Origin of the sequence: Tumebacillus amylolyticus, from assembly GCF_016722965.1 — a bacterium.
In the GTDB taxonomy this organism is placed as follows: Bacteria; Bacillota; Bacilli; order Tumebacillales; family Tumebacillaceae; genus Tumebacillus; species Tumebacillus amylolyticus.
This window is the reverse complement of the sequence record NZ_JAEQNB010000002.1, coordinates 565,783-592,037: the sequence shown is the minus strand read 5'-3', so window position 1 is coordinate 592,037 and position 26,255 is coordinate 565,783. Positions and strand designations below refer to the sequence as shown.

Genomic DNA, 26,255 nt, shown 5'->3' with positions numbered 1-26,255 from the left:
AGGAGGAACATGGCACATTCTGTCGAAATATACATGTCGAACCAATAAAAACAAGAAACATACTGATTTAGCAATGGGTTGTTTCTGTGGGAGGGGTATCATGGGTAAGCTGACAGAGATGTTATATGACCGTCGTCGTCATATCGGGACTGCCAGCCAAGCAAGAAGCAAGAAGGAATGGATGCAAGAAAAAACCGCAGCGTTCATCCGCGCTGCCAAGTCGGAGATTCGCAAAACTTTCAACTTCCGCAATTCAATTGCTGCACTCGCAGTTTTGGCGTTGACTTCGGTCGGCGTATATACAGCACATGACAAAGTCGCATCCGCATCTCCCGTTTACAAAGTCTACATAGATGGCGAATACACCGGCGTCGTACGTGATCAATCGTTGCTTCAAGAACAGATGAAATCGTACGGGTCCCTGCTCAAAGCCCACGTGGCGTTTGCACCTGTACATCAAGCGGTGAAAGGCACCAACGACTGGACCGTGGCGAATGCGATCTCCGAATCAACCAAGACGATGGTTGACATGGTGGTCGTGCGCGTGAACGGCCAAGACATCGTCCATGTCAAAGACAAGGAAACCGCTGAGAAACTGATCAAGACCCTTGAATCGCAATATGTCAAAGCAGACAGCAATGCCACCGTCAAACTTTCTGAGCAAGTGGACTTCGTTCCGTTGCGCGGGGACAAACAGACCTTGGTTTCTTTTGATGCGGCTTTGGCACTGGTTCAACAAGGCAAGAACGAGCGCAAGACCTATGTCGTCTCCCGCGGCGATTCGCTGTGGGACATCGCGTCCAAAAACAACTTGTCTGTCGAAGATCTGCACGCGGCCAATCCGGAGATCGCCGACATCGACGAACTTTCCGAAGGCCAGCAGATCAACCTCGTCGCGGTGGAACCGCTGATCTCGGTCGACAGCACCACGGAAGAAACCCGCGAGCTGACCACCAACTACGAAATTGAGTACAAGGACGACGACTCTCTCGACGTCGGCACCGAGAAGATCGTCCAAGACGGCCAAGAAGGCAAGAAAACGCAAAACCTCCGCATCACCCGCCACAACGGCAACGTCACCAAGGAGGAAGTTCTCTCCGAACAAGTGACTGTTGAACCGGTCAAGGAGATCATTTCCAAAGGCACGCACAAGCAGACCTATTCGTCCTATTCCGGCGGCAGTGCAGCTCCGGTCAGCGGCTCTTGGGCGTACCCGATCGGCGGCGGCTACATCTCGTCGCAGTACGGAGAGAACCGCGGGGGCAAGCCTCACCTCGCGCTCGACATCGCAGCGGCAACCGGGACGCCGGTGTACGCTTCGAACAACGGCACGGTCATCCAAGCGGCCGACTTGGGCGACGGCTACGGCAATTGCATCCGCATCTCGCACAGCAACGGCGTCGTCACCATCTACGGGCACTTGTCCTCGATGAACGTCTCCGTCGGACAAGCTGTGCAAAAAGGCCAACGCATCGGCGGCGTCGGCTCCACCGGTCAATCCACGGGCTCGCATCTGCACTATGAAGTGCGCGTGAACGGCGTACACGTGAACCCGGCTCCTTATATGTAAGAAATTGTGTACCTTGGAGGTTCGTGACGGAAGTCGCGGACCTCTTTGTGTTATAATGAATGTCGAAATATACGTTCGATACCAAAAAAGGGGTGCAGAGGATGAAGGACATCTTGATCCGTGGCTGGTTTGCGGGTCTGCGTACGACATGGACGTTGAGCAAGGTCATCGTTCCCATCACCTTTGTGCTTACACTGCTCAAACATACGCCGGTGCTGGAATGGATTGTTTGGCTGTTCACACCGATCATGGGTTGGTTCGGTCTGCCGGGAGAAGCGGCGATCGTCATGGCATTGGGATGGTTTTTGAACCTCTACGCGGCGATTGGCGCGATGTTCTCCTTGCAACTCGGCGCACCGGAAGCGCTGATTTTATCCGTCATGCTCTCGTTCTGTCACAACATCTTCGTCGAAACGGCCGTCGCGAAACGCATCGGACTCAACGCCCCGCTCGTCGTCCTGATTCGAGCCGGGGTCGGACTGCTCGGCGCATGGTTTGTGCATCTGGGACTTGGCAACCAACCGGGAGAAGTCGCGGGAACCTACGGTCAGTTCGACTACCTGTGGAACGTCCCGCTCTGGACGACCGTCAAGGAGGTGGCCTTGACGATCTGGGGCGCGGTCTACCAACTCGCGCTGATCGTCATCCCGCTGATGCTGGTCATCCAAGTCTTGAAGGAACTCCGCTTCCTCGACAAAATCGCAACGCTCATGAATCCACTGCTCGCCTTCTGCGGGTTGGACAAAAAAGCCGCCATCCCGCTGCTCGCCGGCCTCTTTTTCGGACTCGCGTACGGCGCGGGTGTGATCATCGAGGCCACGCGGGAGAACCCGTTGCCCAAGCGTCAGTTATACTTGCTCATGATCTTCCTGATCTTGTGCCATGCAGTGGTGGAAGACACGTTGATTTTCCTGCCGGTGCACGTCAACGGCTGGTATCTGCTCGGCATCCGATTCCTGTCGGCGCTCGTGCTGACCGCCGTGCTCGCCCGCGTGTGGCGTGGTGCGAACCACTCCGGCACATCTAGCAACTCCCAGAAAGCGGTGATCGTAAAATGACCTATTCCTACGTACTCTACGACCTTGACGGAACTCTCCTTGACACCAATGAACTGATCATCTCTTCCTTCGAACACGCACTCGGCACGCACACCCCCGGAGCTTACACGCGCGAGGACATCCTCCCGCATATGGGCGCTCCGCTCTATGAACAGATGGAGAACTTCGCACCGGGCCGCTCGGAGGAACTCGTCGCAACCTACCGTCGCTTCAACATCGAGCAGCACGACACGTTGGTAACGGCGTTCCCGCATGTCCAAGACGTGTTGCGCGAACTGCATGAAGCGGGTGTGAAGCAAGCGATCGTCACTTCCAAGATGCGTCTGACCACCGAGATGGGCTTGAAACTCTGCGGCCTCACGCGGTACTTAGACGCCGTCGTCACGTTGGACGAAGTAGAAAACCACAAGCCGCACCCGGAGCCGGTGCTCAAAGCGATGGAGTTGCTCGGCGCCGATCCGAAGTCGACGCTCATGGTCGGGGACAGCCCGTTCGACATCGGCGCGGGTCGTGCGGCCGGTGTGGCAACGGTTGGTGTGAAATGGAGTCTGCGCGGAGAAGAAGGGTTGCGCGAACACCGACCGGACTATCTGGTCGGCGACATGCTGGAACTCCGGCAGATCATCCTCGGGGACTGACCCGGAGAAAAGAGGGAACCTCATGCGGAACACGGACCGCTACCCGGTCGAGGGAGCAAACGCCCTGTGGCAACTGTACAAGACGGTCAGCTTCTGGAAGGTCGTCAAAAACTTCATCTTCATCCAGATCTCGCGCTACACCCCGTTCGTCGGGGTGAAAAACTGGATCTACCGCACCTTCCTGCGCATGGAAGTGGGGAAGCAGACGGCGGTGGCGTTGATGGTGATGATGGACATCATGTTCCCCGAATTGATCAAGATCGGCAGCAACTCGATCATCGGGTACAACACGACGATCCTCTCCCATGAATACCTGATCCACGAATACCGCCTCGGACGGGTGACCATTGGAGACAATGTGATGATCGGCGCGAATTCGACCTTGTTGCCGGGCATCACCATCGGGGACGGAGCCGTGGTCGCAGCAGGTTCGCTTGTCAACCGCGACGTACCCGCAGGTGCTTTTGTCGGCGGCAACCCGATCCGCATCATCCGCCAGCCCATCGTCGATGCGGCCAACGTCCGCACTGAGTCGGGCGAGTTGGCAGAGGTGTTGGATGACGAAGAAGCCGGCATCTTGCACTAAGCAGTCGAAAAAAGGAGCTCTCGCACGCTACGGCGTGTGGGAGCTCTTTTTTTATGCCCAGTACCTTTACTCGTTTTATAGAACTACAATTGGGCTTCCTGTATACTAATAATTGCCTGTATTCTCAACAAAAACCAAGGAGTGAACTCAAGTGAAAAAGTGGAAGTACCCTCTTACCGGCCTCACCGCCACCGCGCTGCTGCTCGGCGTCCTGCCGACCTCGGCCTCGCTCGCGGAACCTCCGCAAGCGTTGCAAGTGAGCTTGAACAACAACCTCGTCAACTTCCCCGACGCCAAACCGTTCGTCGACGAAAATGATCGCACGATGGTTCCGGTTCGGTTTATTTCAGAAGGCATGGGGGCAAAAGTTACGTGGTTTAACTCGATTGGCTTGGTCTTGATCCAAATGAAAGACAAGGAAGTCAAATTCCTCGTCGGTGAAGACAAAGCCTACGTCGACGGTTTGGAAACACAACTAGACACGAAGTCGGTTATGAAAGATGACCGCACCTACGTACCGCTACGCTTCGTCAGTGAAGCAATGGGGGCAACAGTTGGTTGGGATGGGGATAAAAGTCTCGTCACCATTTCCTACAACGGTAGCGTCATGGACAACCCAGATGCTCATCCGTCGAACTACAGTGGAGATCTCTGGGGCCGGAAGACCCGAACGACCAACCTTCCGAAAAATGCAGCGGACTTCCCGTACATCTTGGAAGACCTTCCGAACGAGATGTACGAGATGCCGTATCGCACCATGAAAGATGACCCACTCACCGTACCGAAAGTACTTTTTGAAACGGAAAACGAGTTAAACAAAAAGAATATCGACCTTTGGGCAGACCGCATCCGCAAGCATTTCGAACTCGTGTTGAACGCCAACTACAACACCATCGATTCGAACTGGGTTGATCAATTGTACGCCACGATCCAACCTGGGGGACGCTACAAACCGAACTTGCAGAAATACGCCGATTGGGTAAAAACGAACCATATTCAAATCGAAGGTACGTTAGAGCCTGAACCATCTATCATTTATCACACTTGGTACGGATACACCATGCGAACCAAACTTAAACTCCGTCTTGTGGGCTTTGATCAAGACAAAAATGTAATCTTCGACGGCATGTATCAAGAAGGCGAATTCAAAAAGGGAGTTTGGTACAGCGGCTACGCGGACATCAGTCTAGGGACGATGACGATGGGGAATTGGGGACCATCTTTGGCGGTCAATAATGATGTAAGCCTATGGGATAATAGTTCGATTCAAGAAGAGAAATAGGCCTGGACTATGCTATTGTTTACGAAACGTTTTTTCCTGCCGCTCATGTGTTTCGTGTTGTTGTCACTACTTCCTCTTTCGGCATCTGCGGGAACCGTACGAATCGAGAAAGGCGTACTGAAATTTACTACGACAGACCGAAAAGCAACTACAGGCATTAAGTACGTCACTACAGGCTGGATCATTCGTCGAGATGCAGTCTGCGATCCTGGGATGAACCATTGTGACCCAAACACAGGTACTTATGGAATGATTCAGACTGGGAAGATGGTAGAAAAAAATTCTACAACGAAAGGTGAGTACGTCACCACTGACTTCGAAGTGCCGGTAGATGCCGTAAGTGATGCGTTGGTAGCGGCACATATGACAGACCTTCAGGTAGGAGATACGATCTATATCAATGCGATCTTTCAAGTATCCATTGACGGTGACCTCAAACCGAAGGAGTACTATACTCTTGATCAGATCAAGGAAGCCGAAAATTGGTACGACAAAAGCGATTTTCCTCAATACTACGACATTCAAGCCCAATGGGACCCTCCGGTAGGACCGACAGTGACAGCTCTCATTTCAGGACCAAGCCAAGTGGATGACACGGTAACTGATGTAGATGCAACCTATGCTTTTTCCGCCCAGACAACGTCTGACTACGACCTAAGTAAGTACCAAGTCATCAACACGCAAAACTGTTCCTTCGTCAACTCCGGTGACAAAAGCGGCGTACTACATGGCAAAGATGACGGACGCTCTAAAATTCCAATCAAAATCCATATCGGCAACGATCCGAACGTCAAATGCTTGATCACTATTAAAGTCTGGGACGTAAACAATCTTACCGCTCAAACGGATGCAGCGCATTCCATCATCAAATACTCCAAACCGCCTGCTCCCCAAGATGCGGGGGAATCAGATCTTGACCCGAACTCACAAGGGAAAATTGGAGCAGACCCATACCCGACAGAGAAATTCAATGTCGTGCAAGGCATTCCTACCCACGAGAGTTTGTACACCCAAGCAGGTGGCAAGCGATATCTGTATGACTATCATTACCAACAAACGACAGGTTTCAAGGAATATCCAATCACGGTAACCAAGACCTACAACCTGACTTGGCTGGAAGCGAAATCCACGACTGACGCAGACGGAAATACGGTCACAAAGTTTGTTTCTCAGTCTAAGTCACGAACCGTGACGAAACCGTACCAAATCAAGCGAAACTACTCCTATTGGGTCGTCGACAAGATGCAAATCTACAGCATCGACCACGCCGACATGCTCAACTATGCATTGCCAAACGGGAAGGTGATGATGACACCTCAGAACTATACAGCGCCCACCGTTAATGTGATGCATTCCGACGCATTGACCGCGCACATTTCTGACCCTACATACAAGGCAAATCTCATCCTAGCTACAGAGACCGTATCAGGTGGACAGGGTGTTGAGCCCTCCCTCCCCACCGAAGACTGGCTCGCCGACGCCGACTCCGAAGTCGGCAAGATCAAAGTCAAAAACGACAAGTTCACATTCGACGGCCAAACGCTCATGAGCGATGCCCAAGTCGAAGAAACAGCCCCCGACCCAACCGCAGTCCCGGCACCCAAGCAGTACGTCGACGATGACCACATCCTCTACCTTAGCGGACAAGTCATCTCCACCGCCCTGCCAAACAAAGCCAACACACCGGGCACGGGGAAAATCTATTACAAAATCACCGGCTCCACCGTCAACTCCACCGCTTCTCAACAAGCGGATGACATCACCGGCATCAACACCGTCACCGTCCACACCCCGACCGTCTGCTACTGCGACGTCTCAGACGACCGCCCGCACAACCAGATGACGGTGCCCGATCCATCCCGCCGCTCGCTGATCTTGACACGCACCTTCACCGTCACGATGCCGACGAGCGGGCAACACCAAAGCTACAAAAACTACGGCTCCCGCAACTACGCCGAGTACATCCAAGCCCGCCAAGTCTGGTTCCCGTTCGACGTCTACATGAACAACATGTGGGAAAAAGCCGGACAATGGCTCACCCTCCCGTCCGGCGCTCTCTCGTACACGTTCGAACTCCCGGTCTGGGTCAACGAAGGGAATTACGACGTCAAATTCCGCTCCATCGCGGAAAACAGCCCGATCCCGCCCTCGAACCCCAACCGTGACAACCCGTACGAAGAAACCAACGCCAACCTCTCCGTCCCAAACCACATCGCGACCAAGACCATCCCCGTCAAAGTCATCGGACGCCTGTTCGACTTCAAAATCACAGACGTCTCCGACTACAACTGGGAACTGGTCTTCCGCCCGACGAAGGGGAGCGACGACATCCTCCCGAACCGAAGCTACTGGATCGGCGACCAAGACTTCAACGGAGACAAACGCTATCCAACCGTCGCCACACCGTTTGAACTCCCGCTCGGCCCGAACTCGTCACCGCTCCAAGGCTACAGCTACAACGCGGTGAAGACAGGCTACCACATCAAGTTCGATCTCAAAACGGTCGGCAACATGTACGGACTCATAGACGGCATCCGGATCACTCCGTCCTTCACCTTTGTCAAAAAGGACGGCACAGGTCGTGTACCTGTCGATCTCTACTACAGCACGACCTCCAACCCCTTTATCAAAATCGGCTCGGTGGACGACACGCTGCAACGCCAAGTCATCTTAAACGACCCGCTTCGCAACGTCACGTCATCGGAATTTACCGACACGGCGACGTTCCTCTACGACCGAGTGTTCAACGACCTTGGACGATCCAAAGCGGGCAACCGGGCTGCGTACATCGACAACTACGCATACAAAGACGAAAAGCCCGTCTCCGTCGGCACCGCCTACAGCTGGCAACTGCTTGCAAGCGGCGTGCGCACCTTCATCGGCGTACACAGCAACGACGCGGGAGACGCCGCACTCGCCAATGCATCCGTCCAGAAATGGTACGGCGAATACAGCCTGCCCGCCGCCGTCAAAGTCGTGGAGAAAAACCTGGACCTCGCCGTTTACGCGGGAACCCACCGACTCGACGACCACTCCGACATTTTCAAAAAGGACGGCTACATCATCGTCACCTTCAACATCGAAAGCATCCAAAACGGCAACACCTCTGCGCCGCACCTGCAGTACATCTACGGACCCTGGGACAACCAATGGAGCATGGAAGGCCGCCGCACCTCCTTCACCGACGTCGAAGGCCACGTCTTCCAAATCCTCGACGGCGACATCCTCTATTACCACGCCGACAAGTCCTCCTACGACGACCTCGGCACGTATGTCCCGCACTAAACGTAGAGTGACGGAGGACCCAGTCCGCCTTTTAAAATCATTCCTACCTTTGTCCTACAAAAATGTATGAAATTAGTGCAATTTTCCTATAAAGGGAGAAGGAGAATCGAGAGAGACGGAGAAATTAATACAACAACACCAAAGATAAGCGGTACTACTTGTGGTGGAGATTCTTAATTAACTGCTCGGAAACCTTGCCTGCCGGGGGGCTCTTCCTCGATCATAGGAAGATTGGCGGGGCGACGCGCAGTTTCGTGTTCCTAACTTAACGAAAACAGTCACGGCCTGTGTGGGTCGTGGCTGTTTTCTTTTCGTTGACCGTTGCGGTATCCTCATGGTAGGATACAAATAGAAATCCTTTAGTATATTAGCAGACTAAAGCGTCGGGAGCGGAAACCAACTATGCAGAAACCGATTTTGTTTGAAAAACCGCGCGGTGTGCGCGATGTTTTGCCTCCTCTGGCGGCTCGTAAGCGCGAAGTGGAGAAGCAGATTGCCAAAGTCTTTACCCGTTGGGGCTTCGAGGAGATCACGACTCCGACGTTCGAATATGCAGAGACCTTTTTAAACGGGGCGTACCGTGAGGACGAAGACCAGATGTTCAAGTTCATCGAGCGCTCCGGCAAAACTGTCGTCCTGCGCCCGGACATGACGGCGCCGATTGCCCGCGTGGTGTCTTCTCTATTGAAGGAACACCCGCTGCCGATCCGCCTTTCGTACAACGCATCGATTTTCCGCCAGCAAGAGAACAACGCCGGACGAGATGCCGAGTTCACTCAATCGGGTGTTGAACTGATCGGGGATGCGTCGCCCGATGCAGACGCAGAAGTCATCGCACTTGCTTGCACCGCACTGACGGCGGCCGGCGTGAACGGCTTTCGCATCGCCATCGGGCAAGTCGCGTATCTCGAAGGTCTGTTCACCGAGCACGTGGCAGACGAACACGTCCGAGCTCGTCTGTCTGTCGCCCTCGCGCAGAAAGACTTCGTCTCCTACGAACGCACCGTCAACGCCGAGATCGCAGACGATGAATCTCGCACCGTGCTTCTCACCGTCCCGCGTCTGCGGGGCAATGTGGAAATTTTGGAACAAGCACGCCAACTCACACAGAACGAAAAAGCACTCGCCGCCCTCGACAACTTGGAGACGATCTGGAAAGTGCTCGTCCTGCACAACGTGGAGAATTATCTGCAACTCGACCTCGGCTTGTTGCTCGGTCAGCATTACTACTCCGGTGCCGTATTTGAAGGCTATGCACCGAACATCGGCTTCCCGGTCTGCTCGGGTGGTCGCTACGATGAACTGCTTGGCAAATTCGGGCGTGCGGCTGCTGCAACAGGCTTCATGATCGGGGTCGAACGCGTACTCGAAGTGTTGGAGAAGGAACTGCCGGGCACGACCAAGGAACATTTTCTCGTGTACTACGATGAAGCGGACCGCTATCCGGTGATCGGATTTGCCGTGTTCTTGCGTTCCAAGCAATTCATCGTCACAGCCCAACGTTGTGAAGACCCGGTCGCAACGGCAGCCCAGCCGCGTGCGAAGTATTTCACACCGATCGTCTTCAAAAACGGCAAGCTGATCTCCAAAGACAAACTCGTCCAAGCGATGTTCACCGATTTCAGCCACATGTTCTCCATCTAAAAAAACGCCATGGAAGGGGCGATAGATATGACGATTCAAGGGATCACGGTCGCCCTCTCCAAAGGGCGCATCATGGACTCGACATTGAAAATCTTGCGCGAAGCTGGCATTCCGGTGCCGGAAGACATCGAGTCGTCGCGCAAACTGATTCTGAACACACCGAACGGGGAGATCGACTTCATCCTCGCCAAACCGGTGGACGTGCCGACCTACGTCGAGTACGGCGTGGCCGACCTCGGCATCGTGGGCAAAGACGTGCTCGTCGAAGCGGACCGCGACCTGTACGAACTGCTCGACCTCGGCATCGGCAAGTGCAAGATGTCGGTCGCAGGGCTCCCGAACACGGAACCGCACACTTCGATGCCGCGAATCGCATCGAAGTACCCGCGCATTGCCACGGAGTATTTCAGAGGCCGCGGGCAACAGGTGGAGGTCATTTTCCTGAACGGGTCTGTCGAATTGGCTCCGTTGATCGGACTTGCTGAACGCATCGTCGACGTGGTGGAAACGGGACGCACGCTCAAGGAAAACGGTCTCGTCGTCCAAGAGGACATCCTCGACATCTCGACCCGGTTGGTCGCCAATCGCAGCTCGTTCCGTTTGAAAAGTGGCGTGATCGATGAATTTGTCCGCTTGGTGCGGGGCGTTGTGGAACAGAAGGAGGCATCTCTATGATTCAAGTAGTCAAAGCGGAGGACTTCTCCCTCAAACGCGAAGAGGCGGACGTCTACGAAATGGAACGCACAACCGTCAAGGAGATCCTCGCGAACGTTCAAAGCGAGGGTGACGCAGCGGTGCGGTCGTATACGGCGCGTTTTGACGGCGTCGAATTGGATGACTTCCGAATTCCGGAGGCTCTGTACCAAGAAGCCTACTCGCAAGTGACCGAGGAGTTTCTCGAAGCGCTGCGTGCAGCCATCGCGAACATTCGTCGGTACCACGAAGCGCAGAAACGCCCGTCTTGGATGCTTCCGGACGAGGAAGGTTCTGTGCTCGGTCAGATCATCCGACCGCTCAAACGAGTGGGCGTTTATGTACCGGGCGGTCGTGCCGCCTATCCGTCGTCTGTGCTGATGAACGTCATCCCCGCGCAAGTGGCGGGCGTTCCGCAAATCGTGCTGGTGACGCCGCCGGATCGGGAAGGCAATTTGAACCCCGGCGTGCTCGTCGCGATCAAAGAACTGGGCATCACCGAAGCGTATCGCATCGGCGGGGCACAAGCGGTCGGCGCTTTGGCATACGGAACCGAAACGATCGGAGCCGTGGACAAAATCGTCGGCCCGGGCAACATCTATGTCGCGCTGGCGAAGCAGGCCGTTTTTGGCCAAGTGGCGATTGACATGATTGCGGGGCCTTCGGAGATTCTCGTCATCGCAGACGACAGCGCCGATCCCGATTACGTCGCGGCCGACATGCTCTCCCAAGCGGAACACGACCCGATGGCCGCCGCGATCTGCGTCACACCGTCTGCAGACTTGGCAGGCCTTGTCGCCAAATCGCTCGCCGAACAGTTGGAAAAACTCCCCCGCCGAGAAATCGCCGAGGAGTCCCTGCGCAACTACGGTTCCATCGTCGTCACGAAAAACCTCGACGAAGCCATCGCGCTCTCGAATCGACTCGCACCGGAGCACTTGGAGTTGATGATCGAAGACGCGAATTCGTACCTCGGACGCATCGAGAATGCAGGTGCGATCTTCCTCGGCCGCTACAGCTCGGAGCCGGTCGGCGATTATTTTGCAGGGCCGAACCACGTGTTGCCGACGTCGGGGACGGCGCGTTTTTCCTCGCCGCTCAACGTCGATGACTTTGTGAAAAAATCCTCCGTCATCCAGTACGGCAAGCAAGCGCTGTTCAACCACGGAGATAAAATCATCACCCTCGCCGAATCGGAAGGGCTGCAAGCGCATGCCAACGCGATTCGGATTCGCTTGGAAAAAGAAGGAGGCCGCAACTAGCCATGACTGCACGCATCGGAGAGATCAAACGCGACACCACCGAAACGCAAATTGAATTGACCCTCAACCTCGACGGAACGGGCCAACGGGACTTGAACATCCCGGTTCCGTTCCTGCGTCACATGCTCGACCTGTTTGCCAAGCACGGCGGGTTCGACCTGAACCTCAACGCGCAGGGCGACATCGACATCGACGACCACCACACGGTGGAAGACATCGGCATCTGCTTGGGTCAAGCGTTCAAGCAAGCGGTGGGTGACAAAGCGGGGATCAAACGCTACGGCAACCGCTTCACCCCGATGGACGAAGCGTTGGCGCAAGTGACGCTCGACATCTCGGGCCGTTCCTATCTCGTGTTCAACGCCGAGTTTCCGAAGGAGTATGTCGGCACGTTCAACACGGAGTTGGTGGAGGAGTTTTTCCATGCGTTCGTGGGCAATGCGGGTGTGACTCTGCATATCAACGTGCATTATGGCACGAATACGCACCACATGATCGAGGGCGTGTTCAAAGCGTTCGGCGGTGCGCTCTCCGAAGCGGTCTATCGCGATCCGAACGTTCGCGGCGTGCTGTCCACCAAGGGGGTTCTCTAAGCCATGATCGCGATCATCGACTATGGCATGGGCAACCTGCGCTCTGTGGAAAAAGCGCTGGAGTCCCTCGGTGCTGACGTTGTCGTCACCGCCGATCCGAACGTGGTTCGCCAAGCGGACGGTGTGATTCTGCCGGGCGTTGGCGCGTTTGGCGAAGCGATGGAAAACTTGCGGGAACAGGGTTTTGTGGAAGCGATTGAGGACGTTGTACAAGCGGGGACGCCGTTTCTCGGAATTTGTCTGGGGATGCAGTTGTTGTTCACGTCGAGTGAGGAGCATGGGCTGAACCTTGGGCTGAATCTGATTCCGGGGCATGTGCGCCGTTTTCAAGGGGACTTCAAGATTCCGCACATCGGGTGGAATGATCTGACCTTGCACCAAACGAGCCCGTTGCTTCAAGGTGTGGAAGCGGGCGACTACGTGTACTGGGTGCATTCGCTGGTCGTCGAGCCGGCAGACCGCGGAGTCTTGCTTGCTTCGACCGACTACTACGGCGAAGTGCCGGGCATCGTGGGTCTGGACAACGTATTCGGCATCCAGTTCCATCCGGAGAAATCGAGCCGTGTGGGTCTGACTTTGTTAGGCAACTTTGTTGGGATGGTTCGGGAAGGAGTGCGGGCATGAGTGAGTTTTTGCTGTATCCGGCGATTGATTTGAGAAATGGACAAGCGGTTCGTCTGTACAAGGGCGACTACGACCAGATGACCGTATACGACAACGACCCGGCTTCGGTCGCAGTTCGATTCAAAGAAGCGGGTGCGAAGTTCCTGCACGTCGTCGATCTCGACGGCGCGAAGGAAGGTTCGCAGCAGAACCGCCCTGTTATAGAAGCGATTGTAAAAGCGACCGGGCTGCCGGTGCAAGTCGGCGGCGGAATTCGCAACGGCGAGACGTTGGAAGCGTTGTTCTCGCTGGGGGTTGCGCGAGCGATTTTGGGCACGGCGGCGGTGAATGAACCGGAGTTTGTACGGGCTGCTTTGAAAGAGTACGGGGAAAAAATCGCGATCGGAATCGATGCCAAGGACGGCATGGTGGCGGTCAACGGCTGGCTGGAGACGTCGGCGATCACGGCGATCGACCTCGGTCGCGAGTTGAAGGGCGCGGGGGCGACCCGCGTCATTTTTACCGACATTTCGCGAGACGGCACGCTCACGGGGCCGAACATCCCCGCCATCGTCGAAATGGCGGAAAAAACCGGCCTCGGCGTCATCGCCTCGGGCGGGATCAAAGAAACCAACGACCTCCTCGAACTTGCCAAGTTCAAAGGCAAGGGCGTCATCGGCTCGATCATCGGCAAAGCGATTTACAACGGAAACATCGAACTCGCCGATGCGATTCGCGAAGTTGAGGAGGCCATTGCCTCATGTTAACCAAACGCATCATCCCTTGCTTTGACATCAAAAACGGCCGCGTCGTGAAAAACGTCTCGTTCCTCACCAACGAACGAGACGCCGGCGACCCGGTGGAGCTCGCGAAAATCTACGAAGAGCAGGGGGCCGATGAACTCGTCCTCCTCGACATCACCGCGACCAACGAAGGCCGCGCTACGATGCTCGACATCGTGCGCCGCACCGCCGACCAAGTGTTCATCCCGTTCACCGTCGGCGGCGGCGTCAAAACGGTCGACGACATCCGCGAACTCCTCCTCGCCGGTGCCGACAAAGTCTCGATGAACACCGCCGCCGTCAAGAACCCGCAACTGATCACAGACGGCGCGAAACGCTACGGCTCCCAATGCATCGTCGTCGCTATCGACGGCAAGTGGAACGTCGAGATGCAAGACTGGGAAGTCATGATCAACGCAGGCAAAGTCTCCACCGGCATGTCGGCGATCAAATGGGCGCGCGACTGCGAAGAGGCAGGAGCCGGCGAAATTCTCCTGACCTCCTTCGACCAAGACGGCCAGAAAAACGGCTTCGACCTCGACTTCACCCGCCGCGTCTCCGAATCGGTTCGCATCCCGGTCATCGCTTCGGGGGGAGCCGGGGAGAAGTCGCACTTCTACGACGTATTCTCCGAGCAAGGCAAAGCGGACGCCGCACTGGCCGCTTCGATTTTCCACTTCAAAGAAACGACCGTCACCGAAGTGAAAAAGTATCTCAAAGAACGCGGGGTGAGCATCCGATGACAGACACAAGTTGGGTCGAAACCCTGAAATTCGACGACCAAGGCCTCCTGCCGTGCGTCGTCCAAGACGTGCAAAGCCGCGAAGTGCTGATGCTCGCGTACATGAACCACGAGTCGGTGCTGAAGACCTTGGAAACGGGCACCACCTGGTTCTGGTCGCGTTCCCGCCAAGAATTCTGGAACAAAGGCGCAACCTCCGGCCACTTCCAGCAAGTCGTCCGCCTCTCGTATGACTGTGACCGCGACACGTTGCTCGCCGAAGTGAACCAAGCAGGAGCTGCGTGCCACACGGGCGCGTACAGCTGCTTTTTTGAAAAAGCGTACGGAGACGAAGTGTCCCGCACGCCGCACCGCTATGCGATCCTCGACGAACTGCTGACGACGATCGCCCAGCGCGACGCCGAGCGACCCGAGGGAGCCTACACCACCTACCTCTTCGAAAAAGGTCTCGAAAAAATCCTCAAAAAAGTCGGCGAAGAATCCACCGAAGTCGTCATCGCCGCCATGAAAGGCGACCGCGAAGAACTGACCGCCGAAGTGGGCGACGTGATCTACCACCTGTTCGTGCTGTTGCAAGAGCAGAAGCTGTCGTTCGACGAAGTGCTGAAGCTCCTCGAAGCGAGGCATTCCAAGAAAGACATTCAGAACAAGCAGAAGTAACGAAAAAACACCGTGCCCCAGTTGAGCGGGACACGGTGTTTTTTTGTTATTCGTCCTGATCGAAAATGACGATCTCCCCTGATTTGAAGTTACACTCCGCTGCCTCAGGACCATGAAAGTCCTCAGGTCTGACTGAAAGCAGCAGAAAAGACTGATTCTCCAACAGGAGTTTGAGGTGTTCCTTCTCTTTGTAAGTCGCTTTCGTGATTTTTTTCCCGAGCAGAAAAGGGACATGCTCGATCCGAATTTTTTCACTCCCAAAATACAACGGGTTAAAGAACCCAATCGAGTATGAATCAGTCTCAAGGTTCCAAAAATCAAGTTCGCCATCGACGTAGACGGGAGTGAGTTTCAATATCGTATGATTTTCTAGTTTGTGAGCACAGGCGAATATCATAGCTCACCTCCAAATGACGAACACGAAGTTACCAAAATCAATCTCTCCAGCCGCTTCGGTTGCTATCCAGTACTTGGTCCATTGTCGAGATCGTAGATACTTTGTTTTGTAGGACGAAGCTCCCTGGATTGCTAAAAAAATGCCCCCAAGGTTGGCTTCGAATCACCTAGGGGGAAGTTCCTGTTTCTACATTAAGAGGGCATATCAAGTGGCACTGATGTGAGGACAGGCACCAAAAGTTATTTCCGAACTTAATATAAAGCTATCTCGTTAATTTTAATCTCTAGGCCCAAATGCACTCCAAGAATCGCTGGGTCCTCCGATCAACATGCTTCCATCTTCATGAATAATGTTATAGACCTCGTACTCATAAGAAAACGCGCAAATGTGAAGACAACAGCTAGAAGAGAGCGATAAGGTGAGATCCATAGTTCGTTCATCTACATCAGCAGAATCACATTGACTGCCGATCACTTTTGAGACTGTAAGCCATTTCAATTTGTTTTCGGGTCGGGTATCACTCCCAGTGACGATCCCCTCCTCATTGAGAATTCGCCAGTGTCCGAAGATAAAGATCGAGGTATCTTCGAAAACGAATTCGGGCAGTTGACCTTCTTCTTCTCGAAAGGCTGTCAACTTTTTACCAACGATCATCTGTTCAAGATACTGTTTCATAGCTCACCTCCAAATGACGAACACGAAGTTATCAAAATCAATCTCTCCAGCCCCGTCACTGCACGAGAAGACAAGCGTATGATCGGGTTGTTCCTCGACCCGCATTCCGGCATTCCCTACCCAGGCATTACAATCAGATTCTCTTTGAGAGTGATGTTGCCATACGTTCCACATAGAGATTGTGTCCTCGCCCTTGTAAGGAAAACACACTACAGAAAAAGAAGGTGGTGCCGTGTCAAACCAGATCACGAGGGAGTGGATTTGTTGTTCATTCACTACGAAATAGCTTTTCTTATTTGCGAGATTCATACGGAATCCTTGACGTAATGTACTGTTGGAACTTCGAAGTTCAATATCGATTGTTTGACCATGAACCACTTGGAAACGGTAGCTCATATGGATGGGAGAACCATCAAAATCAATTGGCTCACCCTTATTTTGAATAAATAGAGCCGCTAATGATAAATCTGGCAAAGCAATTCCTCCTCAAGGGTTATTCGTCCAAGCGAAACAGTTGATAGTCCCTTGCAACAGCACTCATTTTTAGATAGTCGGACTCTAGTTCAAACGCAATCCCTCTATCATGAGGTGTGATTTGAGCAAAGTAGACTTCATTAGACTTGTAGTCATCCGGTCTTTGCAAATCCTCATGGAAGGCGGGATGCATCTTGATGGAAACCTCAATCATTCCTTCAAAACGGAGCCGCACCAAAAGTACGAACGCTTTCCGTTAAGATCAGAGGATAGTATGCCTCCACGAGCAGGGACATTTCATCTTCAGCTTTGCTCATCGAAAAATCCAAAAGCACGCAGTCCACAAAAATGTACTCAGACAAGTCCTTCATATCCGATTCGCTACTTTCTTCATGACGTGCGACACATACAGCACTCGGCTTAGATTGTAGTCATGAAGCGAATTCCCACGATCAAATTCACAGGGAGTCATTCGTACAGATCTAAAAACCATTAGCCCCGCCTCCTTCTCCCAAAGAGTGGATACCTTACAGAAATCCTGCAAAAACTGGTTCAAAGGGGCATTGAACCATGGACAAACTAACACAATTGCACAAAAGACTGCATAAAAACAACAAACACATACCTGTTCAACATGCGCTGGTCAAACTCTTCGAAGACCCAAATAATGTCGACTTGCAAATCGATCTACTCGGGGTCGCTCATTTGCATCATTGGTTGCCGAATCAGAAACGAGTGACCTGGGAATCACTTGACTCCTTTGGCACGATAGCTTGGATTGAACGCTGTGTAAGCAGAATCGTAAAGAACCAAGGCCGCAAGTTTGCTTTGTTTGCCCTGTTAAAATGTGACGTACTTCTGGTAGCAAATGAAATTCAAAAATACTCGCCACAACCTGTTCTCCTCTGGGACCCAAAGGGGGGAGAGACGTCAGGAATTGGGATGGCAACCTATGAGGATTGCGTATACGAGAATTATTTCTATCTTGGATGGAAGCAAAAAGCTGAGGAGTGGAACGTCATACACATGACGTTTATGGAACGGATTGAAACCGACAGTCCGCCCGACCACATTCGTTTGGACCTGAACGAATCAGTCTGCCAGGTTACAAACTTTTTGTACGGCGAATTACCTTATCGACATGGAGAAGACCCGCATAGGGAAAAGGTTTTCTACGTCCCTCATTTTAGAACTCCGCTCACGGACAGGATGAAAAAACTGATCTTCTCTCTAAGTCCGGGGGTTCACTAAGGCGCGCGACCGCTATTACCTTATTTTTCCACTCTGCCTATATTTAAAAACCCTGTGTCCATTTTGTTGTGATGGGCACAGGGTTTTTCGGGAGTTACGTTATTTGCAGTTCTTCAACCAGCACTTCCTGACAGGAGATTGTCAGCCACGGTGATTCAAAGTCTGTCGTGAAGATTTGAACACGTGCGATAGGCAGCTCACGTGTGCCGAGGTGGAAGCTACCTTCGTAGTGGGCACGAAAGCTCACGATAGTATACCAACTCCACGAGTTCGCAGGATCAAGCGGCTCGGAGACATGATTCAGCAACGAAACGTTTCGTTGGAAATCCGCTTGCCAGCAATTTTGAAAGCTCACATTCAGCCGCTTCGGCTGCGTATCCCAGATGTATTCGAGGGTGAGCGTCAAATCCAACAAACTGTTCTCCCATCGAACCTCCTCGATTACACAGTCCGTAAAGTCGAGTTCACTCTCGTTCAGTTCTTGCAGTGAATGGGCGAGTATCATAGGATCACCTACGGAAGATTATAGTTGAAATGGGTAAGGTCTCGCAATTCTTGTTTTGTGGCGTTGGATGGGAATAGTCCGTTTTCATCCAAGTAACCCCCACCTTTATTCTGAGCACGGAAGTAGGGGTTCTTTCCTTCCATTGGGTTTGCATGGATGCGGAATTTGTAACCTGTGTTGGTGTTTGTAAAGATCGTAGCAGGTCCACTTACCTTTCCGCCAGGTTCGATCGACTTCTCCCAACCACTGTTTTTTTCCAAACTTTTAATCATCGTCTCTGGAGTTGCTCTTTGCGCGAGTTGGCTGAGAGTTGTTATTTCTTTGTTGGCTGTTTCTGCCAAAACGGACTCCTCATGCATAGCATCGCCGATTTCTTGTAAGCGTTCCTCTGAATATAGGAATTCCATTCCTTTTACCGCGACAGGGGTCGCGGTGCGCATGAAGATAGCAAGCCAGGACCCACCGCCGCCATAACCGGTTTCCTCTTGATGGAAACCAGTAGGATCGACATAATTGTTCGGATTGTATCCGGCATAGGCGTAGCTGGATTTTGCATACGCTGCGTCCTTGCTTAGAAATCTACCGACAGACGGGTCATAATAACGAGACATCAGGTAGTACAAGCCATCGTGGGAGTCGTAGCGATAGTCAGCGTATCTGTACGGATTGACGTTTGTCAGATCCGTGCTGTTGACCAACGCGCCCCAGGCGTCATACGTGTACGTGTAAACCAATGCGCCGGTTGCATTGCGCAGTTCCACGATGTCGCCACGAGCATTTTTCACAACATAGTACGGATGAGCACCATTGGTATCATAGGTCGTGATGCCGAGCAATCCGAGCGGCCCCCATGTGTAGTACTTTGTCATGACGGAGTTTTCGAATTCGGCTAATACGTGATCACTGTTACCATCGTACAGAAACTTGGTGGTCTTGTTGCCGACTGTTTCTTGTACACGTCGGTCCAAATTGTCGTACAAATAGGTCGCGACTTCGCCTGTTTGCGTGTTGACGGATTGAATCATACGACCGGCATCGTCCCAAGTGTACGTGTAAATCCCATTTTTCGTTACATTCCCGGCGTTGTCGTAGGAATAGGAGATCGACCCCGCTTGCAGGAGTTGATTGCCCTTGTCATAAGTGTACGTAGTCGTTGTAGTCGTGCCGTCGGTCTTCTTGACTTGCCGCTGTGACATTTGGCCGTACGGGTTTTTCGTTGCATCGTAGATGTAACTGTACGAGGTGACGATACCGGATGGACTCGTCTCGGTGAGAAGTTGACCGTCTTTGGTATACGTGTACGAGGTTTTGCCGCTGTTGCTCGTACTCGATTTGAGCCACCCGTTTTCGAAGTATTCATACTTGAATGTGGAAAGGATCGCGCCTGTGCTGGATGTGTTTTGCACCTGCACAATGTGACCGGCATCGTCATAGTCAATCGATTCAACGATGTTATTTCCATAGCGCAGCATGGAGAGGTTGCCATTTTCTCCATAGAGGACCCGGTTGTCCAACTTGTTGATGTCTTTGAGGTTCATTAATTGATCTAAGACATTGAATGTCAGGCTTTCACTGTACGGAGTTGCAACACTAGGGAGCGTCAAGGACCGCCCTTTGATCATGCCGGAACTCGTGAGGTCGTAGGTGAGGGTTCCTTGTCCATCAGACCATTTGTACAGACGATTGTCAGCGTCGTATAAGGCTGTATACGTGATCTTCGAGACACTGTCATAGATGGAAAGTATATTGCCGTTTTTGTCATAGGTGAAATGGTAACGGTCGATGCTGCCAAGATACTTGTCCGTGAGTTGGTTGGCTGAGTTATACGCATACGAGACAGTCGATTTGGTGGACGGTAACGTTCCTGCCACATATGCACCAGTCGGAGTATAGATCGATTCCAGCAAACCGTTCGGTGTGTAGTAGGTGTCGGTCACACGGCTCAGACCATCGGTGACGTTCGCTTTTTGACCGCGGGAATTGTAGGTGATCCCCGTAGTATTGTACGTTGTGACCTGGTTCGGAGTTTTGTCATACAGAAATGTGACATGTCCGTCCTTGTCGTATTGATAGAAAGTCGTCACATCTTGGTTTGCCGTTGTGAGGGTAGCCAGTTGACCCGTGAATGGGTCGTACGTGCGGACGGTGGCATTGTTGTTTGCATCTGTTTCTTTCGTGACGTTGCCCTGGTTGTCGTACTCGTAAGCTGTCGTGTGGTTCATTTGGTCCGTTGTCGAGGACAGGTCTTTGCCGTTTGCATAGGAATACTTTGTAGTACCTACGCTTCCAGAAACCAGACGCACGTTGTCAAAATAGACAGTGCCTGTTGCGTTATCTGTGACGAGAACGGGTCGGATATAGGTCGTCCCCGGAGTTGCTTGGCCGGCACCAAGTAGTGCGGTTAGCATCGTCCAATCGGTGGTTCCACCGAGTGTATTCGAATCTACAACGCCGATTTGGTTGTAGTTTGCGTCATACTCGCCAATTCGAATTCTCCCAACATTCCCACTCAAATTCGTCGTTTTGACCAAGGTAGTCAAAGTGTACGAAAGTGTGGAATTGTAGGGTTGGAACGTGGTGGAACGAATCCCGGTCATCGTTGTCGCATTGGTAATGGAGGCAGCATGATTTCCCGTATAGCCTGAGTTCTCCCATTTCGATGTGCCCGAGTCAGAGGGGCTCCAATCCATCGGGAAGGTAGCTGTGCTGTTTGGAAGTTCAAAGCTCGAATTGTCCGTGAGATTGTACTCCGTATCGACGCCGTACTGTTGAAGTTGTACCGCATCGAAGTACGAGGTACCGATTCCGTTGTCGTTGGCGCCGTACATTTTCAACCGCAACGTAGAGGTGCCGACAGGAAGGTCGGTCGGAACGATCTGTGTGCGAACATGGCGCCATTCGGTCGTTCCATCAACTTCAAGTTTTCCTACCTCACCAATTTCTACATTTGCAGAGTTGTAGGCAAGAACAGACAGGACTGTTTTTTGCGTACCTGTCTGGGACACGCTCTTAATATCTCCCGCCAACAGATAAGCGGATGAAGGCACGATCACCAAGGCGGGGTCGGAGGTGACAGATGTGGAAGCTGACGGGCTTGCAGCAGCGAAGTTGATTTTGAAATCGCGATTCCCGACAGACGCCGCTGTGGTGTCAAGCCCCCAGGTCCCGTTGACTCCTTTGTTGAAGATAAAACCGTTTAATCCTTGTTCAAAAGAACTGTTTTCCAAGAGATTATCGGCCATACCGACAGCATTGGTTGCACTGGTCAAACGGCCGCGTGCATCGTGGATTTGAGAAGTGCTGGTCCCGGACTCGTTGTGTGCTGTCAAGACGTTTTTCAAGATGTCGTACGTGTACGCGAGTGTCGTGCCGGTCACAGTCTTATGGGTCAAGGTATCGGCATTGTTATTATACGTGAATGTTTCTGTGCCGCCGTTACCATCTTTGGAGTAGGAAAGCTTCCCGGTGACCGGATCGTACTGGTAGGTCCAAGTGTTCCCGTTGGGATCCTTCGTCGAGGTCATTTGGTTCGATGCCCAATCGTTGATCCTCTTCAGGTTGGTATTATCCGGGTCGACTTGTGTTTGATTCAGGTTTTGATCGCTGTTGTAGGTGTAGAGGGTTTTACGGCCTTCCGCGTCGTAGTGGGCGGTTTGTAGTGTCGGAGGCCAGTTCGTGTACTGGTCACCGGAGATGAATCGGCTTGCAGAGTTGCTTTCTTCCAGTTGGATTCCGTCCCACCAACTGCTGCCTGAACCGCTGGAGCTACTTGCGGCTAAACGGACACTGACGTATACCGTATTGGCGGGCAGGGCGGAAGGTGCGAAGGTGATCGATTTTCGTTGCCAGTCAGAGATGGTTCCGTTGTTGGTTGTAGAACCGGTGACCGCTATACGAGCCGCTTGCACTTCTTGGATCACATTGTGGTTCGCATCGTACGCAAGCAGGGAGAGCACCGTAGTCTGAGTACCGGAGTTTTGAATGGCTTTGATATAGCCACTCAACGTATAGGATGTTGCGTTTTTGTTTACTGTGTACTGATCCGACGTATAGACGCTGTAGAACGAAGGGTTTTTGTACGCGTCCGTATCCAGTTTAAAAGCAGTTAGATCAAACGGGAGTACGGTTGGTTTGTTGATGGTGCCGTTGTCATAACCTTCGTAAAAAGCGAAGTGGTCAGGCAGGTTGTTTCCGCCAGAGGAGACTTCGAAATTTCCGTTTGCTATGATGTTTGTCGGGTTGATGGAGGTCAGACGGAAACTTGTCGGATCACCAGGATCAGTTGTGTAATTTACATAGGAGATACGTCCGTCTGGGGTCTTCATCGAAGTCAAGTTGTGATTGTTGTCGTAGCTGTACGTGATCAAACGCCCATTCGGGTCGCTGTAGGGCAAGGTGACTTTAAACAGGTTGAGGTTGCTATCATATCCGTAGTACCAAACACGGGTTGACGGGTCGGTTGCTGATTCAATAAGCCCGTTTGAATTATACGAAAGCGTGATAGCGTGGTTCGCACCATCGGATATACTTGTTACTTGGTTTTGTGCGTTGTACCCGTAGGTGAGACCGTTTCCGGCGATATCAGTTGCTTTGGACAATTCAAACTGTCGGATGCTTGAATTTGGAACTTGGTTAAATGTAAAAACGGACTTGTCCGCGGTCGTGAGAGTGGCCGTGGAGCCCGATACATTCAATTTCAAATAAAGCCCGTCTGGAGACGTGTAGTTGCCGTTGATGTCCTGAGAGAAGTAGTACGTTGTCCCGGTGCTGCCTACGAGGCGGGCCACGCCAGTAGTCGGAGCGTACAGACGCATATCCATCGGGGTGCTCCATCCGTACCCCAGAACACCGGACGCTTTGGATCGGCTGTTATAAGTGCGGGTAAAAGAGACCGGAGTCTGTTGTCCCGGGTAGTTGATATCAGTCACAGGAAGAACCAGATTCATATTGCCCATGTTGACGGGACCGTCAAGGGTCCAGTACGGTTCATCACCTTTGCCGTCGATGGTAAACGAAATGGAGAGAAACGGGTGATCGTTTGGATCTTCCGTGTCAGCGGCTGCGAGGAAACTGCGGACGACGTCCGTTTCATTTTTATATCGAAGTTCGACGCCGTAATTGGGTTGAACGCCGTTGTACCAATCTTGAACTAGACTGGTGACCGGGATCGTCCACGGATATGGAATACTTTGATTGGTGACAAGATAGCTGCCATCCACTCCTCCGATCGAAGGTTGGTTATTCCAAGATACCGCGTGCGAATCCCAATACGAAGTGACACGATGAACTTCGATGGTTGGGGTTTGCTGCGGATTGAGGTCTGATTGGTAGCCCACGTTATCCAAGTTCAGGGTGGCGTTTGTGATCACCGCCCCTGTTGGGAGTCCGGGCAGAATGAATTTAAGAAGCGGACGGGTCGTCCCTTTGTTAACACTGGATCCTATCAACATAGTTTGGTATTTGTCAAACGTCACGTTGTTTTCATCGTATCCATTCGGAAATTGCGATGCGACCATAGAGTTGAAGTACTGCGTGCTGGTTGTCGAGAAACTCGGGTCGATTACGACCGGATACAGGCGTTTAGGATCTTGCAGCCAAGCGGGGTCAGCGATCAAGTCGAGCAATTGATTCCCTTGAGCGTCCTTACGGAATTTGTAAGTAACTCCATTGGACAATTGGTCGTTTGCGTCGTACATAAACGGTTTATCGAGGAAGAAGCTCGGGTCGGACGAATGTCCTTTGAAAATGGCCACTGTACCGTCCGGTTGTTCTTTGTAGTTCAAACCATTAAGGTTCAAGTTGAATGTGAACGTATTGGTGCCCGGAGCTTTTTTCAGGGTCAAGGATTCCTTTAAGCTGGTGGGCGTAATTTCATACGAGAGATCGGTATCTTTCGTGGCATCTGTGAAGGTCAGTTTGTTGTTTTTTGAAAGAGTGCCGTTTACTTCGTCTGTAAAAACGGGTTGGAAAGTAACGGAGGCTCCGTTGGCGGAAAACTGAGTCTGTCCGCCTTTGGACTTGTCTGGAAGTGAGACGTCAAAGTTGTTGGATTTATTATGATACGTGCCGTCGTTTCTCACTTCTAGAGAAGAGTCGATCTCCTTCCAATTCCCAGTAGCCTGGTCTTGGTAATGAATCGGATCGAGGTAGACCCGTTGGGTGTAGGTACCGTCGGAGTTTTCGAATGTCTTCGTGTTGCGAGTACGGAGTTTTTCAATCTCATGCCCAGTAGTTTGTTTCGTTTCTTGAACGGTGCGAGTCTCCGTCGTTTTGTTCGTGTTGAGGTTGGTTTCCGAATCAATGACATGTACAGTTTTGGAAGTTGAATCCGTGTACGGTTCCACGTGGTGCGTGTCAAGGTTGTCATTCGTCGCCGGAGTCGTGACGGTCTGTGATTGGGTAGTCGGAAGAGTAGCAGACGCATCAAGTTTGGTGTTCTCTTTTACTGTACTCACAGTTTTGGAAGGCTCAGTTTCCATAACCGTGTAGGTTGAGGATTGAGACATCGGCGTCGTGATGGGCTTTGATGAATCAGTTGGCATGGAGCTTTCTTGATCATCACCAATCGTGTTAGAGGGCTCAGGTGCAGTTATGGCGGTTGTCTCAGATTGAGAAGTGAATGAGGCAACCTCACGTTTCTCTGTAGCTGTACCAACCGCAGTCACTGTGCTGGTGGCCGATTGCGTGACCGGAGTAGTGACAGCCGTTTCAGAGATGTTTGACGAAGTGGTCTCGGTAGTTTTTGACGTGCTACTCATAGCGTGTAAAATAGCAGTGGTGTCAGCAGAAACGGAAGTGCTCGTAACTTTTGCAGTTGTTTTGACGTTGTCAGTTGGCTCAGTTGCAGTTTGGATGGCTGCATGAACTGCAGCAACTGAGGGTTTGGTGGGTGTGGACACAATCATAATCTTGCTGATTGAATTTGGAGAGGGTTCCGACGGTAGATGAACAGCTTCAGAATTTTGATCTACCGTCTGACTGGAGGATGTGGTCGTCTGAGTTTTATTCAGAGTTGATGTGTTGTTCTGTTTTGCCAATTCAGATAAATCGGTAGCGGAGGCGTTGGTCGGTTGATGAGTGGCTGTCGTCGTACCACCTGATAACGTATCAACAGGGTGTATCGGAATTTCATCAGCTTGAATCGGTGTTGACACAGTGGTGGAAATCACGGCAAAAACGACGAACAGGGTTGTTAATTTCCTGAACATTGGATGAATCAAACGGTTTTCCTCCTGTATATCTACTGTATATCAGTTTACATAATACCACCTCTTTTTTTGTTTCGATATTCAAAATAACTGGTCTAACTTACAAAAATATGGAGGTGTTCCAAGGGGATTATCTCCTATGTAACCTTACATTTGTTAAAACGAGGCTATTCAACAATAGGTCCATAGTCTGAACCATACAAAGAACCAGATCGCAATAAAGGAGTGTACACCAAAATAAAATCAGTAGGAGTCATTCGAATCGTTCTGATGATGAGACCTCCTCGCATTCTTCCTCCTTATTCTGCCATACTACCTACTTAAGAACCCTACCCAGCAGGAGGTCT

At 52.2% G+C, this 26,255-nt stretch carries 20 protein-coding genes; 15 read left to right on the top strand and 5 right to left on the bottom strand.

The genetic code is table 11. The annotated features are described in order from the left end of the window. The first annotated feature begins 100 nt into the window (after positions 1-100). The 14 genes from JJB07_RS09830 to hisIE all read left to right on the top strand — a co-directional run bounded on the left by JJB07_RS09830 (position 101) and on the right by hisIE (position 15,398). Positions 101-1,570 carry a M23 family metallopeptidase gene (locus JJB07_RS09830; protein WP_201634310.1) on the top strand — a complete coding sequence of 490 codons (1,470 nt, stop codon included), beginning with the start codon at positions 101-103 and terminating at the stop codon, positions 1,568-1,570. A 101-nt stretch (positions 1,571-1,671) separates the two neighbouring features. After that, positions 1,672-2,628: a nucleoside recognition domain-containing protein gene (locus JJB07_RS09825; RefSeq protein WP_201634307.1), complete on the top strand. Its 957-nt coding sequence runs from the start codon at positions 1,672-1,674 to the stop codon at positions 2,626-2,628. Further along, positions 2,625-3,266: a pyrophosphatase PpaX gene (ppaX, locus tag JJB07_RS09820; protein ID WP_201634304.1), complete on the top strand. Its 642-nt coding sequence runs from the start codon at positions 2,625-2,627 to the stop codon at positions 3,264-3,266. Before JJB07_RS09825 ends, ppaX begins: the two co-directional genes overlap by 4 nt. Positions 3,267-3,288: 22 nt before the next feature. Further along, positions 3,289-3,852, top strand: a complete 564-nt coding sequence (locus JJB07_RS09815; RefSeq protein ID WP_201634301.1) for an acyltransferase — start codon at positions 3,289-3,291, stop codon at positions 3,850-3,852. 151 nt (positions 3,853-4,003) lie between these two features. Beyond that, positions 4,004-5,134 carry a stalk domain-containing protein gene (locus JJB07_RS09810; RefSeq protein WP_201634299.1) on the top strand — a complete coding sequence of 377 codons (1,131 nt, stop codon included), beginning with the start codon at positions 4,004-4,006 and terminating at the stop codon, positions 5,132-5,134. A 363-nt stretch (positions 5,135-5,497) separates the two neighbouring features. After that, positions 5,498-8,419 carry a DUF5704 domain-containing protein gene (locus tag JJB07_RS09805; RefSeq protein ID WP_201634296.1) on the top strand — a complete coding sequence of 974 codons (2,922 nt, stop codon included), beginning with the start codon at positions 5,498-5,500 and terminating at the stop codon, positions 8,417-8,419. A 402-nt stretch (positions 8,420-8,821) separates the two neighbouring features. Continuing rightward, positions 8,822-10,063: an ATP phosphoribosyltransferase regulatory subunit gene (gene hisZ, locus JJB07_RS09800; protein WP_201634293.1), complete on the top strand. Its 1,242-nt coding sequence runs from the start codon at positions 8,822-8,824 to the stop codon at positions 10,061-10,063. 27 nt (positions 10,064-10,090) lie between these two features. After that, on the top strand, positions 10,091-10,738 hold the full coding sequence (gene hisG, locus JJB07_RS09795) for an ATP phosphoribosyltransferase (RefSeq protein WP_201634290.1): 648 nt from the start codon (positions 10,091-10,093) through the stop codon (positions 10,736-10,738). Then, positions 10,738-12,018 (top strand): histidinol dehydrogenase, encoded by a 1,281-nt coding sequence (gene hisD / locus JJB07_RS09790; RefSeq protein WP_201634527.1) that lies wholly within the window; start codon positions 10,738-10,740, stop codon positions 12,016-12,018. The genes hisG and hisD overlap by 1 nt, the downstream gene beginning before the upstream one ends. Positions 12,019-12,020: 2 nt before the next feature. Then, the gene (hisB, locus tag JJB07_RS09785; RefSeq protein WP_201634287.1) at positions 12,021-12,611 is read left to right on the top strand and encodes an imidazoleglycerol-phosphate dehydratase HisB; all 591 of its coding nucleotides are present in this window, start codon (positions 12,021-12,023) and stop codon (positions 12,609-12,611) included. 3 nt (positions 12,612-12,614) lie between these two features. Next, positions 12,615-13,235 carry an imidazole glycerol phosphate synthase subunit HisH gene (gene hisH / locus JJB07_RS09780; protein WP_201634284.1) on the top strand — a complete coding sequence of 207 codons (621 nt, stop codon included), beginning with the start codon at positions 12,615-12,617 and terminating at the stop codon, positions 13,233-13,235. After that, on the top strand, positions 13,232-13,981 hold the full coding sequence (gene hisA, locus JJB07_RS09775) for a 1-(5-phosphoribosyl)-5-[(5-phosphoribosylamino)methylideneamino]imidazole-4-carboxamide isomerase (RefSeq protein WP_201634281.1): 750 nt from the start codon (positions 13,232-13,234) through the stop codon (positions 13,979-13,981). The genes hisH and hisA overlap by 4 nt, the downstream gene beginning before the upstream one ends. Further along, positions 13,975-14,739, top strand: a complete 765-nt coding sequence (hisF, locus tag JJB07_RS09770; protein ID WP_201634278.1) for an imidazole glycerol phosphate synthase subunit HisF — start codon at positions 13,975-13,977, stop codon at positions 14,737-14,739. Before hisA ends, hisF begins: the two co-directional genes overlap by 7 nt. Beyond that, positions 14,736-15,398 carry a bifunctional phosphoribosyl-AMP cyclohydrolase/phosphoribosyl-ATP diphosphatase HisIE gene (hisIE, locus tag JJB07_RS09765; RefSeq protein WP_201634275.1) on the top strand — a complete coding sequence of 221 codons (663 nt, stop codon included), beginning with the start codon at positions 14,736-14,738 and terminating at the stop codon, positions 15,396-15,398. The genes hisF and hisIE overlap by 4 nt, the downstream gene beginning before the upstream one ends. A 46-nt stretch (positions 15,399-15,444) precedes the next feature. Here the strand turns inward: hisIE and JJB07_RS09760 are convergent, their stop codons facing one another. The 3 genes from JJB07_RS09760 to JJB07_RS09750 form a co-directional block, all read right to left on the bottom strand. Further along, positions 15,445-15,795, bottom strand: coding sequence for a hypothetical protein (locus JJB07_RS09760; RefSeq protein ID WP_201634273.1), 351 nt, complete (start codon positions 15,793-15,795; stop codon positions 15,445-15,447). A gap of 276 nt (positions 15,796-16,071) precedes the next feature. Further along, positions 16,072-16,470 carry a hypothetical protein gene (locus tag JJB07_RS09755; RefSeq protein ID WP_201634271.1) on the bottom strand — a complete coding sequence of 133 codons (399 nt, stop codon included), beginning with the start codon at positions 16,468-16,470 and terminating at the stop codon, positions 16,072-16,074. Positions 16,471-16,473: 3 nt separating this feature from the next. After that, positions 16,474-16,944 carry a hypothetical protein gene (locus JJB07_RS09750; protein ID WP_201634269.1) on the bottom strand — a complete coding sequence of 157 codons (471 nt, stop codon included), beginning with the start codon at positions 16,942-16,944 and terminating at the stop codon, positions 16,474-16,476. A 570-nt stretch (positions 16,945-17,514) separates the two neighbouring features. On the opposite strand from JJB07_RS09750, the gene JJB07_RS09745 reads away from it, so the two are divergent. Then, positions 17,515-18,195 carry a hypothetical protein gene (locus tag JJB07_RS09745; RefSeq protein ID WP_201634266.1) on the top strand — a complete coding sequence of 227 codons (681 nt, stop codon included), beginning with the start codon at positions 17,515-17,517 and terminating at the stop codon, positions 18,193-18,195. Between the two features lie 94 nt (positions 18,196-18,289). Here the strand turns inward: JJB07_RS09745 and JJB07_RS09740 are convergent, their stop codons facing one another. Together JJB07_RS09740 and JJB07_RS09735 are read right to left on the bottom strand one after the other, a co-directional pair. Next, complete coding sequence (locus JJB07_RS09740) at positions 18,290-18,607, bottom strand: hypothetical protein (protein WP_201634265.1); 318 nt, start codon at positions 18,605-18,607, stop codon at positions 18,290-18,292. Between the two features lie 101 nt (positions 18,608-18,708). Beyond that, positions 18,709-25,920, bottom strand: a complete 7,212-nt coding sequence (locus JJB07_RS09735; RefSeq protein ID WP_201634263.1) for a DNRLRE domain-containing protein — start codon at positions 25,918-25,920, stop codon at positions 18,709-18,711. Positions 25,921-26,255: the final 335 nt, after the last annotated feature.

Bases quoted from the DNA above. Each gene is read 5' to 3' on its own strand.
- JJB07_RS09830 (WP_201634310.1), top strand. From the start codon at position 101: ATGGGTAAGCTGACAGAGATGTTATATGACCGTCGTCGTCATATCGGG.
- JJB07_RS09825 (WP_201634307.1), top strand. From the start codon at position 1,672: ATGAAGGACATCTTGATCCGTGGCTGGTTTGCGGGTCTGCGTACGACA.
- ppaX (WP_201634304.1), top strand. From the start codon at position 2,625: ATGACCTATTCCTACGTACTCTACGACCTTGACGGAACTCTCCTTGAC.
- JJB07_RS09815 (WP_201634301.1), top strand. From the start codon at position 3,289: ATGCGGAACACGGACCGCTACCCGGTCGAGGGAGCAAACGCCCTGTGG.
- JJB07_RS09805 (WP_201634296.1), top strand. From the start codon at position 5,498: ATGACAGACCTTCAGGTAGGAGATACGATCTATATCAATGCGATCTTT.
- hisZ (WP_201634293.1), top strand. From the start codon at position 8,822: ATGCAGAAACCGATTTTGTTTGAAAAACCGCGCGGTGTGCGCGATGTT.
- hisG (WP_201634290.1), top strand. From the start codon at position 10,091: ATGACGATTCAAGGGATCACGGTCGCCCTCTCCAAAGGGCGCATCATG.
- hisB (WP_201634287.1), top strand. From the start codon at position 12,021: ATGACTGCACGCATCGGAGAGATCAAACGCGACACCACCGAAACGCAA.
- hisH (WP_201634284.1), top strand. From the start codon at position 12,615: ATGATCGCGATCATCGACTATGGCATGGGCAACCTGCGCTCTGTGGAA.
- hisA (WP_201634281.1), top strand. From the start codon at position 13,232: ATGAGTGAGTTTTTGCTGTATCCGGCGATTGATTTGAGAAATGGACAA.
- hisF (WP_201634278.1), top strand. From the start codon at position 13,975: ATGTTAACCAAACGCATCATCCCTTGCTTTGACATCAAAAACGGCCGC.
- hisIE (WP_201634275.1), top strand. From the start codon at position 14,736: ATGACAGACACAAGTTGGGTCGAAACCCTGAAATTCGACGACCAAGGC.
- JJB07_RS09760 (WP_201634273.1), bottom strand. From the start codon at position 15,795: ATGATATTCGCCTGTGCTCACAAACTAGAAAATCATACGATATTGAAA.
- JJB07_RS09755 (WP_201634271.1), bottom strand. From the start codon at position 16,470: ATGAAACAGTATCTTGAACAGATGATCGTTGGTAAAAAGTTGACAGCC.
- JJB07_RS09745 (WP_201634266.1), top strand. From the start codon at position 17,515: ATGGACAAACTAACACAATTGCACAAAAGACTGCATAAAAACAACAAA.